This window comes from Pseudomonas sp. NFACC43, from assembly GCF_900119645.1.
In the GTDB taxonomy this organism is placed as follows: domain Bacteria; phylum Pseudomonadota; class Gammaproteobacteria; order Pseudomonadales; family Pseudomonadaceae; genus Aquipseudomonas.
In genome coordinates, this window is record NZ_FPKK01000005.1 from 93680 (window position 1) to 107209 (window position 13530).

Sequence of the window (13530 nt, forward strand, 5' to 3'; positions counted from 1 at the left end):
TCGCGTACCCCGCGCAACGGCATCCCACCCCATCAAAGCGGCTCCTGCCGCAACGTCTGCCGCAAATGCTGCATGAACCGGCTCAACGACGGTGACTGGGCCACCGGCTTGCGCTGCAGCAGTCCGATGGAGCGCTTACCGGGCTGGTCGATGGCAATCACCGAGCATTGCTCACCGATGTTGAACACCGCCGTGCAACTGGCCGGCAGCAGGGAAAATCCCAGGCCTTCGCGCACCAGTCCAGTGGCCGTGCTCATGTGGGCCACCTCCCACGCCGGTTCCGGCTCGACATTCAAATAGCGCAACGCCGCATCTGCCAGGGGACGGATGCTGGTATCGGGTGTCAGGGCGATATAGGGCTGGCGCTTCCAGCCGTCCAGACTGTCGCGTTGATGATCCTTGTGCGCCAGCAATACCAGGTTGTCATCCAACAGGCGTACGAAGCTCAGCCCGGACAGGTCGTCCGGCAATGAGGTGATGCCTGCGTCCACCTCGCCGCGCTGAACCCAGCCCATGATTTCCCCCGCACGGCCGTCCAGCACACTCACTCGTATTCCCGGGTGCTCGCGCTGGAACGAGGCAATGACCACGGGCAGGAAGGACGCGGCAGCGGTGGGCAACGCCCCGAGGCGCAGGGTGCCGCGGCTCAGGCTGAGAGTATCGCGAGCGTCGCGCACGGCATCGTCCATGTCCCTGAGCATCCGCCTGGCCTGGGGCAGGAAGTGTTCGCCGGCCGGCGTCAACTCGACACTGCGGGTGTTACGCGCCAATAACGCCAGCCCCATGGTTTCTTCCAGCCTGCGGATGCTGTAGCTCAGGGCTGGCTGGGACAGATGCAACTGCTCGGCGGTACGGGTGAAACTGGAGGTTTCGGCAATCAGGATGAAGGCGCGAAGCTGTCTGAAGGAAACGTTCATGGGCGCACTTATAAAGATACTGGATCAATTTATCTTACCTTTAAAATTCACAGAACAATGCGTTGCAGCCACCATGAGCCATCGCCTCAGTGGACATGGACATGACAAAAACAATCCTCGTCGGGTGCGGCGCCGGTTTCGCCAATGACCGTCCAGATGCCGCGCTGCGCCTGGCCCAGGACCTGGCGCAACGAAGCGGCCAGCGCTACATCATGCTCGAGCTGCTGGCCGAGCGGACCCTGGCCGAGGCGCAACTGCGCAAAAGGCTCGATCCCCAGGCTGGATACGCGTCCCGGCTGTTCGACTTCCTCGAACCGATGATGCAGGTGTGCATCGAAGCCGGGATCCCCATCATCACCAACGGCGGCGCCGCCAACCCCAGGGCGGCGGCACAACGGTTGCGGGACAGCCTCGGGGGACGCTACCCCGGGTTGAAAATCGCCTGCGTGCTGGGCGACGACCTGCTGGAGCAAAAGCCAGCACGCTACGATCGCTGGCTGTCCCTGGCTCCGGCGGAACACGACCCGGTGTCGGTGAATGTCTATACCGGCGCCGACGGCATCGCGACGGCGCTGGCCGAAGGCGCCGGTGTCGTGCTCTGCGGTCGGGTAGCCGATCCGTCGCTGGCGGTGGGGGCGATACGACACGGGCTGGGTTGGGCCGCCGACGATTGGCAGAAGATGGCGGTTGCGACCGCGGCCGGGCACCTGCTGGAGTGTTGCACCCAAGTCACCGGCGGCTATTTTGCCCATCCAGGGATGAAAGATGTTCCGGATCCGGCCAACCTCGGCTGCCCGATCGCCGAGATCCATGAGAACGGTCGCCTGATCCTCGGCAAGACCCGCCATTGTGGTGGACGGGTCAGCGAACAGACAGTCAAGGAGCAACTGCTGTATGAAGTGCACGACCCACAGCGATACCTGACACCAGACGTCGTGCTGGACCTGGGCCAGGCACAGGTGCGGTCGTTGGGCGACGACCGGGTGGAAATCAGCGGCCTGCTCGGGCATCCGCGTCCCGACACACTCAAGGGCCTGGTGGGCGTGCGCGGCCTCTGGTTCGGCGAGGCGGAAATCTCCTATGCCGGCCCTGGCGCCGTGGCCCGTGCGGCCCTGGCCCGGGAAATCCTGTTGCAGCGCTTCGACAGGTTGGCACCCGGCGTGCAGCCCTGGATCGACTTATCCGGCATCGCCAGCCTGTTCAACGACCATGATGGCCGCTATCTGCAACAACGCCTGGCCCAGGCCCCAGCGCTCGACGATGTACGCGTGCGGGTTGGCCTGACCCATTCCCAGCGATCTCTGGTCGAAGCTCTCCTGGCCGAGGTGGAGTCGCTCTATACCAACGGACCGGCCGGTGGCGGAGGCGTTCGTCGCCACCTCAGCGAAGCCGTCACGACCCGCAGCTTCCTTCTGCCGCGAAGCGAAATCCATACGACCTTGGAGTGGCACTGATGAACACGGTCCTGCTCGCCGACTACGCCCACGCCCGCGCCGGAGACAAAGGCAACATCCTCAGTGTCGCGGTGTTTCCCCACGATCCGGCGCACTACCCATGGTTGGTACGCGAGCTGAGCGCGGCGCGCGTCGCCGCGCAATTCGCCACGCGACGGCCCTCCCGGGTCCATCGCTACGAGCTGCCGAACCTCAAGGCACTCAACTTCGTGCTCGAAGATGCACTGGAGGGGGGCGTGAACCTGAGCTGCGGCCTCGACCGCCACGGCAAGAGCCTGAGCTACCTGTTATTGGCCCTGTGCCTGCCCGAACCACCGGGCTGACCGCTCTTCCACCCGAACCGCCGACAACAATAAAAAGCGAGGTCGCAACATGATCACTCTCCTGGGATTCACGATGATGCTGGGCATCATCGGGCTGATACTGATGCGCCGGATCAGCCCCGTGGTGGCTTTCACCACCCTGCCCGTCGCCATCTGCCTGCTGGCCGGTTTCAACCTTGGACAGATCGGTGAATTCATCAAGGCCGGGCTGGCCACGGTGGCCCCGACGGCCGCGTTGTTCCTGTTCGCCATCCTGTTTTTCGGCATCATGCGCGATCGTGGATTGTTCGACCCGCTGGTCAACCTGCTGATCCGCAGCACCGGCGGCAAGCCCCTCGCCGTGGCGTGGGTCACGGTACTGGTGACCTCCGTCGTGCACCTGGACGGGGTCGGCGCCGCCACTTTCCTGCTGACCATTCCGGCGTTGCTGCCTTTGTACAAGCGGCTGAACATGAGCCCCGCCATGCTGCTGTGCCTGGTGGGTACCACGGCGGGGGTCGTGAACATGGTGCCTTGGGGCGGCACCACGGCCCGGGCCGCCGCTGTCTCCGGGTTGGATGCCACCGAGCTGTGGCTGGGGCTGCTGCCGGTGCAGATGGTGGGTCTGGCCTGCATGCTGCTGGTGGCGACAGTGCTGGGGCTGCGGGCCCAGCGCCGTCGCCCCCTGTCGTTGGGCGCGGCGGCCACATGCGACCTGGATGAACTGCAACTCCAGGGCCGTGAGTTCAGCCTCTCTCCCCGGGACCTGCGCTACTGGCTGAATGTGATCCTGACCGGCGGGATCCTGGCGTGCCTGTTCACCGGCATCTTTCCGCTCTATGCCTGTTTCATGGTCGGCCTGGGTATCGCCTTGCCATTGAACTTCCCCTCCCTGGATGCACAGGCCGAGCGTCTCAAGGCCCATGCGTTCGATGCGCTGCAAATGGTGCTGGTGATGATGGCCGCCGCCGTGCTGCTGGGCGTGCTTTCCGGCGCCAAGATGTCCGATGGCATGGCCTTGGCATTGATCGATATCCTGCCAGCCGGTTCGGCCCAGTACCTGCACGTGATCATCGGTATGTTCGGCGTCCCCCTGGGCATGATCTTCTCGCCGGACGCCTACTACTTCGCCCTGTTGCCTGTGATCAAGGACGTGGCCGCCGCTGCCGGGGTCCCCCTCGAGGCCGTGGCTCGCGCCATGCTGATCGGCGAGAACACCGGTTTCTCCATCAGCCCGGTGGTACCCAGCGTCTACCTGGCACTGGCCCTGAGCGGCGTGGAACTGCGCAAGCACATGGCGTACACCTTTTTCTGGGCCTGGGGCGTCAGCCTGGTAATGCTGGCTTTCGCCGTGGCGACCGGGGCGATCCAGGCGTGAGCCCAACCAGGCGTGCCGATTTCAATGCGTGTCGAAAATCAGCGACCGGTGCACCCCCGACCCCGCCCGCACGCCATCACCGACGGCCAGCGCCACCGAGCCGAAGGGCATGGCCGCATCACCACAGACGAACACCCCCGGCACGCTGGTTTCCCGGGTCATGTCGCTCTGGATGAAGGCGCCAAGCGGGCCGTCTTCGAAATCGCAGCCCAGGGTCGCGGCCAGGGTGCCGGCGACGCGGGTGCGCGGCAAGACGAACAGGCCATCGAGGGCCACCACACACCCATCGACCAGTACGGCGTCGGCCCGCTCGCCCTCGATGCGCCGCACCCGTTGCGATACCAGTGTCACGCCGCGCCGCTCGAGGCTCGCCCGTTGTTCGGGGTCAGGCTCGAACGCGCCGTTGAGCAGGAAGGTGGTGGGCCCCCAGTCCGGCAGCATCAAGGCGTGGTGCAGCGACATTTGCGAAGTCGCCAGCACGCCTATGGGCCCTTGCTCCAGCTCGTAGCCGTGGCAGTACGGGCAATGGAAAACACTTCTGCCCCAGCGCTCGGCCAGGCCTTGCACCGCCGGCAGCTCATCGGTCACTCCCGTGGCCAGCAGCAGGCGCCGGGCGCTGTAGCATTGCCCGCCGGCGGTTTCCAGGCTGAAGCCATCCCCTTCCTTGCGGGCGCTGACTGCGCAATCGGCAAGCCATTGCACCGTTGGATAGGCCATCAACTGCCGACGAGCATCCTCGGCAATGTCTCCGGGGGCACGACCGTCCTGGCCAAGGAAGCCATGGGACGTCGCGGCGAAGCGGTTTCGACGCTGGCCGGCATCGATCACCAGCACCCTGCGCCGGGCGCGAGCCAGTTGAAGACCTGCGGACAGACCGGCATAGCTGCCGCCGGCGATGATGACGTCGTAATCCATGGTCGTTCTCCAGCGTGATTTGGAAGGCGTTGCAAAAGTCTCGACACATCGTATGTTTCTTGAAAAGCAGCTGTCAACGATCTCGTAACTTTTGCAATTACAGGCGATACTCGGCACCGCATCGACTTCAGAACCCCAAGCGATCATGAGAAACGACACCCGCCTGTCCCGCATGCTTCACGTCCTGATCCATATGGATCGCCATCAGCAATCGGCCACCTCCGACACCATCGCGCAGATGCTGGGTACCAATCCCGTCGTGGTGCGCCGCACCATGGCCCTGCTCAAGGAGCAGGGCTACGTCACCTCGGAAAAAGGCCACCGTGGCGGCTGGACCCTGAGCAAGCTCTTGTCGGAAATGACCTTGCTGGACATCCACCAGGCCCTGGGCAACACCACGATCTTTGCCATCGGCCTGTCCACCGATCACCCGCAGTGCCTGGTGGAGCAAGCCGTCAACGCGGCGCTGACGGATGCGTTCGATGAGGCGCAAGCCTTGCTGCTCAAGCGCCTGGGAAGCATTACCCTGGCGCAGTTGGCGGAGGATTTCGACCAGCGTTTTCGGGAGGGTTGCGGGGCAGGCACCGATGGCCTTTCCCCTGTGGAACGCAACGGGCATTGAGAAGGCTGAGCGCCGCTGTCACGATCGCGCCGCCATCGCCCATAAAAAAACGCCGCTCGATGAGCGGCGTTTTTTTCCTGACCAGACAGCGTCCGGTTTACAGCGCCATGTCGGCCGCCGGATTGGCTTCACGGGCGGCAGCCGGTTTGGCCGGAACCACGGCAGCGCCTGGCTTGCCGATTGCCGGCGGCGGGTCCAGTTGCAGGACCTCGCTGGTGTACGTCCATTCCTGAGCGACGCGCTCAGGGCTTTCGTTGAGCTTGGTGCCGTAGCTCGGCACGATCTGGCGCAGTTTTTCCTGCCAGGCCGGGGTGGCGACCTTGTCCTTGAAGACTTTCTCGAGCACGGTCAGCATGATCGGCGCAGCGGTCGAAGCGCCTGGCGAGGCACCCAGCAGGCCGGCGATGCTGCCATCCTGGGACGCGACCACTTCGGTACCGAGCTTCAGGACACCGCCCTTCTCCTCGTCACGCTTGATGATCTGTACGCGCTGGCCGGCTTGCCACAGGCGCCAGTCTTCCTGCTTGGCCTCAGGGAAGTATTCCTTGAGGGCATTGAAACGATCTTCATCCGACAGCATCAGCTGGCCGGCCAGGTACTCGACCAGAGGGTACTGCTCGATACCGACCTTGGTCATCGGCCACACGTTGTGGGTGGTGGTGCTGGTCAGCAGGTCGAAGTACGAACCGTTCTTGAGGAACTTGGTGGAGAACGTCGCGAACGGGCCAAACAGGATCACACGCTTGCCATCGAGCACGCGGGTGTCCAGGTGCGGCACCGACATCGGCGGCGCGCCGACCGAAGCCTTGCCGTAGGCCTTGGCCAGGTGCAGTTGGGCGATGGTCGGGTTCTCGGTCACCAGGAACGAGCCACCTACCGGAAAACCGGCGTATTCACGGGCTTCCGGAATGTCGGACTTCTGCAGCAGGTGCAGCGCACCGCCACCGGCGCCGATGAAGACGAACTTGGCGTCGGTCTCGGTTTCGGTACCGTCCTTCAGGTTCTTGTACGAAACGCGCCAGCTGCCGTCTTCATTGCGGGTGATGTCTTCCACTTCGCTGGACAGCTTGAGGGAGAAGTTCGGCTTGGTTTGCAGGTAGGTCGCGAACTGACGGGTGATCTCGCCGAAGTTCACGTCGGTGCCCAGGGGACTCCAGGTGGCTGCCACTTTCTGGCTCGGATCACGACCTTGCATCATCAGCGGAACCCATTTGCTGATCTGCTCGGGATCTTCGGAGTACTGCATGCCGGCGAACAACGGGCTGGCCTGGAGCGCTTCGTAGCGCTTCTTCAGGAACGCGATGTTCTCCTCGCCCCACAGGAAACTCATGTGCGGCGTGGAGTTGATGAACGAGCGCGGGTTCTTCAGTACACCGTTCTTGACCTGCCAGGACCAGAACTGACGGGAGATCTGGAAGGCCTCGTTGATTTCGATGGCCTTGGAGATGTCGACCTTGCCGTTCTTGTCTTCCGGCGTGTAGTTCAGTTCAGCCAGCGCAGAGTGGCCGGTACCGGCATTGTTCCAGCCGTTGGAGCTCTCTTCGGCAACACCGTCCAGGCGCTCGACCATTTCCATGGTCCAGCCCGGCTCCAGCTCATTGAGCCAGACGCCGAGAGTCGTGCTCATGATGCCCCCACCGATGAGCAAGACATCCACTTTTTTTGGCTCGGCGGCGTGCGTGGTCGCAAGACCCATCGCCATCGCCAGGCCCAGTAGCGCCGTGTGTGTTTTCTTCAACATGTGTGTATCCCTAGGATGGAACGCCATTCCGTCCTCCCGTCTGCTCAAGGATAGACCACGCCCATGGCCGGCTGCGCCAGCATGGCGGTTATCGAGAAGGACTGGAGGAAGGACCTACAGGGCCGAGCAGTGCGTCGGCCTCTCATTTATGTCTCTCCGGCGCTGACTTCTTGTAGGTCTTGGCTTCAGCTGGGTGAGGGACACTGCAAAACGGTCGTCATCGGGCCTGGCGTGGCCGTGCCCGATTGTCGCAGCGGGGGGAGTTTACATAATGAAATAACGAGACCGAAGCCCCTTTTTCATATTCCTGACAAAAGCGCTGGGTAAAATCGGGCATTTTGATGGCCCAGCGGGACTGGCATTGACGCGCAAGCCCCGCAGATCCCGGCCTTCAGAAGTATTTCAGGATCGCGATGTCACGGCGGCGCTGTTTGACCCCTGCGAACCAACGCGTGGGGAAAAACAGCACGACCGCCAGCAGCACGCTCCACAGCCAGACCATCGGCAGGTGGTCGAAGCCGTAATAGGCGCCCTGGTTGGTCCCCCAGATGGCCACCGCCACCAGGTACAGCGCCTTGAGCACGTAAAGATGCAGCAGATAGAAAAACATCGGGGCGCCGCCATAGATCGCCAGTAGCGCGATGCTGCCCCGCTGCCGGGCTTTCTCGAAAAGCGCCAGCAGTATCAAGCCCACGCCCAGGGTCGGCAGCAGGAACATCAGGGACGGCGGATACTTCGTCGCACTCAGGAAGCTCATGACGGTACGCAGCGCATCACCGGTCTGGACCCAGGGCTTGTCGCCATACACGTTCAGGTAACGGATCAAGACAAAGGCCAGCAGCAGGCCGATGCCGACCTGCAACAGCCGGCGCAGCCGCACCGCAGGCGCAGTGTCCTTGCCGAACCACGGCCCGATGGCCCAGCCCAGCAGGATCACGCCGATCCATGGCAATACCGGATAAGTGGTGCGAGCCCGGGTGAATTCGGTGATATCGATGAACGCGCGCTGGTGAAGAATCGACCAAGGCACGAAAAATGGCGAGTCAGGCCCCAGCACCACGCCATCGAGCAGGTTGTGCCCCGCGACGATGACCACCCCCAGGGCAATCAGCCAACTGCGCTTGAGGTGCAACAGAGCGGCCAGGACGATCATGCACAGGCCAATGCACCAGATCACCTGCAGCCATAAGGTCCTGGGCGGGAATTCGGCGTTCCAGGCGAAACAGACAAAGGTCAGTTCCAGGAACACCAGGAACAGGCCGCGCTTGAGCAGGAACAACGACGTCTGGCCCGCGGTGTGTTTCTGGCTGTAAAGCCACGCCGACAGGCCGGTGAGGAAAATGAACACCGGGGCGCAGAGCGTGCTGAGCAGGCGGGTGAAATACAGGTCCGGGGTGACGCTCAGTGCGTCGATGGGGTCGCTGACCTGGCGGTGCAGCAGAAAGGTCTCGCGGACATGGTCCACCAGCATCAACAGCATGACAAAACCGCGCAACGCATCGATGGCGAGCATGCGGACGTGGGTGGCGGCGGCGCTGGAGGCCAGGGTGGGCGCGCTGACGCCGGACGGACTCGTCGCGCGTGGGAATAGGCTCATGGCATTACTCGGATGCAAAGGGATCGTGGGGGTCCACGCCTGGCGAGGATGAGAATCCCTGCCAAACGAAAGCGGATAACATAACATGAAATCCGCTTAACCCATCAACCCTGGGCCTTACCCGAGCATCTGGCTCAACACCGCCCGCAGCTTGCCGGGCTTGACCGGCTTGTTGAGCAGCGGTGCGTTCAGCTTGCGCAAGGCGCGACGACACTGGTCACTGCGGTCGGCGGTGATGATCACCGCCGGGATCGGCTGCTGGAAGTGCTCACGCAGGTGCTTGACCACTTCGCAGCCCACCACGTCATGATCCAGATGAAAATCCGCCAGGATCAACTCCGGTGCATGCCCTTGCAATACATCCAGGGCCCCGGCTTCGTCTGTCGCGATCAACACGTCGCAACCCCACTGCCCCAGCAATGCGGCCATGCTCTGCAGGATACTCAGTTCATTGTCGATCACCAGCAAACGGCGGCCCGGCAACGGGTTGCCGGCCATCGCCTGTATGGGCATCTGCGACACGGGCAGCGGTTTGTCCACGGACAGCGGCACCTCGATGCTGAACACCGAGCCGCGTCCCGGCCGGGAGCGTACCTGGACCCGATGACCGAGGATATTGGCGATCCGTTCGACGATCGCCAGCCCCAGCCCTACCCCTTTGCGATCGGCGGCCCGCCCCACGTCCAGTTGGTTGAACTCGAGGAAAATCGACTCCAGGTTATCCGCCGCGATGCCGCGTCCCGTGTCCCAGACCTCCAGGCTCACCCACCCGCCCCTGCGCCGTGCCGCCAGGAGAATGCCGCCATGATCGGTGTAGCGACAGGCGTTGCTGAGCAGATTGCGCAGGATGCGCGTTATCAGCCGCAGGTCGGTCAACACCGCTTCATCGATAAAGCGCACCCGCAGCTCCAAGCCCGCGGCGCCGGCCACCGACTGGAACTCCGACACCAGCGGTGCCAGCAACTCATCCAGCCGATACGACGCCGGGTCGGGACGAACCGCCGCCTGGTCCAGCCGGGAAATGTCCAGCAAGTCGGTGAGCAGGTCTTCCGCGCCTTCCAGGGCCTGATGGGTGCGCTCCACCAGCAATTGCTCGGTGGTGGGCAACGCGCGCTCGCGCAAGGTGGCGATCAACAGGCGTGCGGCATTGAGCGGCTGCAACAGGTCGTGGCTGGCGGCGGCGAGGTATTTGTCCTTGCTGCGATTGGCGGCCTGGGCGGCGTCCCGGGCCTGGCGCAGTTGCTGCTCCACCAGCTTGCGCTGGGCGATCTGCTGCTGCAGGTTGTGGTTGGCCTCCAGCAGTGCATCGGTGCGCTCGGCCACCCGCTGCTCCAGCTGGTCGTTGAGCTGCTGCAGGCGGTACTTGGCCTGCTCCAGCTCCTCCAGGCGTGCCGCCAGCTCCGGATAATGGCTCTTGCGTGTCGAGTGGTTGCCCAGGCCCAGCAGCCCTGCCAGGGCTTTCTGTTGCTCGTCAGAGGGCTTCGCCATAGACGACCTCGACATCCCGCTGGCTCGACTCCCGAGGGTTGGTAAGGATGCACGGGTCATCCATCGCGTGTTGCGACAGGAACGGAATATCCGAGGTGCTCACCCCGTGCAGCCCCAGGGTTTCGTGGAAACCGATGGTACGCTTGAGAGCAATCAGGTGCTCCACCAGCCGGGTGCGGATCTGCCGGTGGTTGAGCCCCCGGCAATCGATGCCCAGTGTCTCGGCAATCACCTTGAACCGCTCCGGCGCCGAGGTGTAGTTGAATGCCACCACATGCTCCACCAGCACCGCATTGCACAGGCCATGGGGCAGGTCCAGGAAACCGCCCAGGCTGTGGGACATGGCGTGTACTGCGCCGAGGATGGCGTTGGAGAAGGCCAGTCCGGCCTGCATGCTGCCGAGCATGATCTTTTCCCGCAGCGCGATATCCGCCGGGTTGGCGATCATCTGCACCAGGTTGTTGTTGATCAGGCGCATCGCCTCCAGCGCGTGGGGGTCGGTCAGCGGTCCGTGCCCGGTGGACACGAAGGCCTCGATGGCGTGGACCAGCGCGTCGATACCGGTACAGGCCGACAGGAACGGGTCCATGCTCAGGGTGGTTTCCGGGTCGATCAGCGACACGTCCGGCACCGCCGCCTTGCTGACGATGGAGAACTTCATCCGCTCCTGCTGGTTGGAGATGATCACGAACTGCGACACGTCCGCCGAGGTGCCGGCCGTGGTGGGAATCAGGATCAGCGGTGGGCTGGGTATGTGCAGGGTGTCGACACCTTCGAACTCGAGGATGTTGCGACCATGGGCAACGACGATGCCGATGCCCTTGCCGCAATCCATGGGGCTGCCGCCACCGACCGCGACGATGACATCGCAGTGGTTCTCCCGGTACAGCTCGGCACCGAGCATCACTTCCTCGACCCGGGGATTGGGTGAAACGTCACTGTAGATGCAGTAATCGATGCCCAGGGCCTGGAGGCTGGCCTCGACGTCCCCCACCCAGCCGGCGGCGATGACGCCTGGATCGGTGACCACCAGCACCTTGCGCGCGCCGAAGGTCTTGGCGTAATTGCCGACATTGTGCCGACAGCCGGCACCGAACATGATTTCTGGGGATACGAACTTGCGCAGTGGACTGAGGCTCATCTTCACAGGTGCATGGCTCATTGGTAAGCCTGTTGTTATTGTCTTGGGATACCCTGAGCCTAAAGCATCCCACCGTGATTGCAATCAGACCATTGGGTAGCCCGGCCTGAACGCGTCAGGCCGGGCCCGCACTCATCGGTTGGCGAAGTACATCGTCACTTCGAAGCCGATACGCAGGTCGGTGTACGCGGGTTTAGTCCACATGGGTCTTTCCTCTTCTTGTACCGGGCGATTCCGGCAAGGTCATTAAGGCATCCAGCGCCCCAGGCTCGAATGCTACTTTCGAAGCGGTGGATGGGGTGCGTTGGTATGGGGTGGATGACATGCCACTACCTACCCCTTGTGGGAACGAGCTTGCCCGCGATGAAGTCGAGACATTCAACACGCAGGTTGACTGATCGGCCGCTATCGCGAGCAAGCTCGCTCCCACAGGTGCAGCTGTGCTATCGGGTTAGAAGAACCCCAGCGGATTGATGTCGTAGCTCACCAGCAGGTTCTTGGTCTGCTGGTAGTGGTCGAGCATCATCTTGTGGGTTTCACGGCCGACACCGGACTTCTTGTAGCCACCGAACGCGGCGTGGGCCGGGTACAGGTGGTAGCAGTTGGTCCAGACGCGCCCGGCCTTGATGGCCCGGCCCATGCGGTAGGCCCGGTTGATGTCGCGGGTCCACAGGCCGGCACCGAGGCCGAACTCGCTGTCGTTGGCGATCGCCAGGGCTTCGGCTTCGTCCTTGAAGGTGGTGATCCCTACCACCGGGCCGAAGATTTCTTCCTGGAACACGCGCATCTTGTTATGACCCTTGAGCAGGGTCGGCTGGATGTAGTAACCGCTCGACAGGTCGCCTTCCAGGCGCTCGGCCGCGCCGCCGGTGAGCAGCTCGGCGCCCTCTTCCCGGGCGATGTCCAGGTAGGAAAGGATCTTGTCGTATTGCTGCTGGGAGGCCTGGGCCCCCACCATGGTCTCGGTGTCCAGCGGGTTGCCGCGCTTGATCCTGGCGATTTTCTTCATGACTTCGGCCATGAACGGCGCGTAGATCGATTCCTGCACCAGGGCCCGGGATGGGCAGGTGCAGACTTCGCCCTGGTTGAAGAACGCCAGCACCAGACCTTCGGCGGCCTTTTCGATGAAGGCCGGCTCGGCCTGCATGATGTCTTCGAAGAAGATGTTCGGTGACTTGCCGCCCAGTTCCACGGTGGACGGGATGATGTTTTCGGCGGCGCATTTCATGATGTGCGAGCCCACCGGGGTGGAACCGGTGAAGGCGATCTTGGCGATACGCTTGCTGGTGGCCAGGGCCTCGCCCGCTTCGCGGCCGAAACCGTGGACGATATTCAACACACCGGCCGGCAGCAGGTCGGCGATCAGCTCGGCAAAAACCATGATGGACAGTGGCGTCTGCTCCGCCGGCTTGAGCACGATGCAGTTACCGGCGGCCAGGGCCGGCGCCAGTTTCCAGGCCGCCATCAGCAGTGGGAAATTCCACGGAATGATCTGCCCGACCACGCCCAGCGGTTCATGGAAATGGTAAGCGGTGGTCAACTCGTTGATTTCTGCCGCCCCGCCTTCCTGGGCGCGGATGCAGCCGGCGAAATAACGGAAATGATCGGCGGCCAGTGGCACGTCGGCGTTGAGGGTTTCGCGAACGGCCTTGCCGTTGTCCCAGGTTTCGCTGACCGCGAGGATCTCCAGGTTCTGCTCGATACGATCGGCGATCTTGAGCAGCACCAGGGCGCGGTCCTGGACAGAAGTCTTGCCCCACGCGTCGGCGGCTGCATGGGCGGCATCCAGGGCCTTGTCGATGTCGGCGGCACTGGAGCGTGGGAATTCGGCGATCACTTCGCCATTGACCGGCGAGGTGTTGGTGAAATATTCGCCATGGACCGGCGCGACGAATTCGCCGCCGATGAAATTGCCATAGCGCGGTTTGAAGGAAACGACGGCGCCTGGGGTTCCGGGTTGTGCATAGATCATGAT

General features: G+C 63.2%; 12 protein-coding genes. 4 read left to right on the forward strand and 8 right to left on the reverse strand.

The genetic code is table 11. The annotated features are described in order from the left end of the window. Window positions 1–32: 32 nt before the first annotated feature. The gene (locus tag BT179_RS10855; RefSeq protein WP_072431026.1) at window positions 33–917 is read right to left on the reverse strand and encodes a LysR family transcriptional regulator; all 885 of its coding nucleotides are present in this window, start codon (window positions 915–917) and stop codon (window positions 33–35) included. Window positions 918–1018: 101 nt separating this feature from the next. On the opposite strand from BT179_RS10855, the gene BT179_RS10860 reads away from it, so the two are divergent. From BT179_RS10860 to BT179_RS10870, 3 genes are read left to right on the forward strand one after another with little or no spacing between them, the layout of a single operon-like run. Next, entirely contained in the window at window positions 1019–2371 is a 1353-nt protein-coding gene (locus BT179_RS10860) for an acyclic terpene utilization AtuA family protein (RefSeq protein ID WP_072431149.1), read from the forward strand. Beyond that, window positions 2371–2694 (forward strand): AtuA-related protein, encoded by a 324-nt coding sequence (locus tag BT179_RS10865; RefSeq protein ID WP_176776514.1) that lies wholly within the window; start codon window positions 2371–2373, stop codon window positions 2692–2694. Before BT179_RS10860 ends, BT179_RS10865 begins: the two co-directional genes overlap by 1 nt. Window positions 2695–2743: 49 nt before the next feature. Continuing rightward, window positions 2744–4051, forward strand: a complete 1308-nt coding sequence (locus BT179_RS10870) for a CitMHS family transporter (protein ID WP_072431027.1) — start codon at window positions 2744–2746, stop codon at window positions 4049–4051. A 21-nt stretch (window positions 4052–4072) separates the two neighbouring features. On the opposite strand, the gene BT179_RS10875 is transcribed toward BT179_RS10870, so the two are convergent. Then, window positions 4073–4966 (reverse strand): NAD(P)/FAD-dependent oxidoreductase, encoded by an 894-nt coding sequence (locus BT179_RS10875; protein WP_072431028.1) that lies wholly within the window; start codon window positions 4964–4966, stop codon window positions 4073–4075. Between the two features lie 145 nt (window positions 4967–5111). Between BT179_RS10875 and BT179_RS10880 the strand changes: the two genes are divergently transcribed. After that, window positions 5112–5588, forward strand: a complete 477-nt coding sequence (locus BT179_RS10880; RefSeq protein ID WP_072431029.1) for an Rrf2 family transcriptional regulator — start codon at window positions 5112–5114, stop codon at window positions 5586–5588. A 97-nt stretch (window positions 5589–5685) separates the two neighbouring features. Here the strand turns inward: BT179_RS10880 and mqo are convergent, their stop codons facing one another. From mqo to BT179_RS10910, 6 genes are all read right to left on the reverse strand, one after another. After that, on the reverse strand, window positions 5686–7329 hold the full coding sequence (mqo, locus tag BT179_RS10885; RefSeq protein WP_072431030.1) for a malate dehydrogenase (quinone): 1644 nt from the start codon (window positions 7327–7329) through the stop codon (window positions 5686–5688). Window positions 7330–7720: 391 nt separating this feature from the next. Then, window positions 7721–8926 carry an acetyltransferase domain-containing protein gene (locus BT179_RS10890; protein ID WP_072391472.1) on the reverse strand — a complete coding sequence of 402 codons (1206 nt, stop codon included), beginning with the start codon at window positions 8924–8926 and terminating at the stop codon, window positions 7721–7723. 117 nt (window positions 8927–9043) lie between these two features. Continuing rightward, the gene (locus tag BT179_RS10895; RefSeq protein WP_072431031.1) at window positions 9044–10414 is read right to left on the reverse strand and encodes an ATP-binding response regulator; all 1371 of its coding nucleotides are present in this window, start codon (window positions 10412–10414) and stop codon (window positions 9044–9046) included. Continuing rightward, entirely contained in the window at window positions 10398–11555 is a 1158-nt protein-coding gene (gene ercA / locus BT179_RS10900; RefSeq protein WP_371128607.1) for an alcohol dehydrogenase-like regulatory protein ErcA, read from the reverse strand. Before ercA ends, BT179_RS10895 begins: the two co-directional genes overlap by 17 nt. Before the next feature lie 132 nt (window positions 11556–11687). Continuing rightward, entirely contained in the window at window positions 11688–11759 is a 72-nt protein-coding gene (pqqA, locus tag BT179_RS10905) for a pyrroloquinoline quinone precursor peptide PqqA (protein WP_003243383.1), read from the reverse strand. Between the two features lie 247 nt (window positions 11760–12006). Further along, window positions 12007–13527, reverse strand: a complete 1521-nt coding sequence (locus BT179_RS10910) for an acetaldehyde dehydrogenase ExaC (protein ID WP_072391467.1) — start codon at window positions 13525–13527, stop codon at window positions 12007–12009. Window positions 13528–13530: the final 3 nt, after the last annotated feature.

Bases quoted from the DNA above. Each gene is read 5' to 3' on its own strand.
- BT179_RS10855 (WP_072431026.1), bottom strand. From the start codon at position 917: ATGAACGTTTCCTTCAGACAGCTTCGCGCCTTCATCCTGATTGCCGAA.
- BT179_RS10860 (WP_072431149.1), top strand. From the start codon at position 1,019: ATGACAAAAACAATCCTCGTCGGGTGCGGCGCCGGTTTCGCCAATGAC.
- BT179_RS10865 (WP_176776514.1), top strand. From the start codon at position 2,371: ATGAACACGGTCCTGCTCGCCGACTACGCCCACGCCCGCGCCGGAGAC.
- BT179_RS10870 (WP_072431027.1), top strand. From the start codon at position 2,744: ATGATCACTCTCCTGGGATTCACGATGATGCTGGGCATCATCGGGCTG.
- BT179_RS10875 (WP_072431028.1), bottom strand. From the start codon at position 4,966: ATGGATTACGACGTCATCATCGCCGGCGGCAGCTATGCCGGTCTGTCC.
- BT179_RS10880 (WP_072431029.1), top strand. From the start codon at position 5,112: ATGAGAAACGACACCCGCCTGTCCCGCATGCTTCACGTCCTGATCCAT.
- mqo (WP_072431030.1), bottom strand. From the start codon at position 7,329: ATGTTGAAGAAAACACACACGGCGCTACTGGGCCTGGCGATGGCGATG.
- BT179_RS10890 (WP_072391472.1), bottom strand. From the start codon at position 8,926: ATGAGCCTATTCCCACGCGCGACGAGTCCGTCCGGCGTCAGCGCGCCC.
- BT179_RS10895 (WP_072431031.1), bottom strand. From the start codon at position 10,414: ATGGCGAAGCCCTCTGACGAGCAACAGAAAGCCCTGGCAGGGCTGCTG.
- ercA (WP_371128607.1), bottom strand. From the start codon at position 11,555: ATGAGCCTCAGTCCACTGCGCAAGTTCGTATCCCCAGAAATCATGTTC.
- BT179_RS10910 (WP_072391467.1), bottom strand. From the start codon at position 13,527: ATGATCTATGCACAACCCGGAACCCCAGGCGCCGTCGTTTCCTTCAAA.